The sequence below is a fragment of the Bartonella sp. AA83SXKL genome, assembly GCF_042196965.1.
Taxonomy (GTDB): Bacteria; Pseudomonadota; Alphaproteobacteria; order Rhizobiales; family Rhizobiaceae; genus Bartonella.
This window is the reverse complement of sequence record NZ_JBHIRG010000222.1, coordinates 1-337: the sequence shown is the minus strand read 5'-3', so window position 1 is coordinate 337 and position 337 is coordinate 1. Positions and strand designations below refer to the sequence as shown.

Here is a 337-nt window from a genome sequence, read left to right as displayed (position 1 = left end):
AGGCCGCATTATATATCGCTATAAGTAGTTCATCTGTGGTTGTTACTTTTTCTAAAAGCAGCAATAGTGTTCCTAAAAGCCTTTATCTTGCTTCCAAGAGCAAAAATCGTCCTGGAAATGCGTTATATGAGGGAGTAAAGAATATCAGAGGTCTCTCAAAAAAGAAAATCAGGGATGCTAAACGCATTGGCTAGTCGTTTAAAATCATTCTGAGGGGGTGGAAATGGAAGTCATAAGAAAAACTTTCTTTAAAAAATCTCGTTTGGAAGAAACCTCCTTAGAGGAAATCCAATTGATACTTGCTTCCGCTTCGCCCCGTCGCTTGGCTCTCTTAGCA

Annotated in this window: 1 protein-coding gene; it reads left to right on the top strand. The window is 39.5% G+C overall.

The window, feature by feature from the left end; translation table 11 throughout:
- A partial coding sequence (locus ACFINO_RS10750; RefSeq protein ID WP_375655839.1) for a hypothetical protein occupies positions 1-194 on the top strand: 194 nt, incomplete at its 5' end.
- Positions 195-337 lie beyond the last annotated feature (143 nt).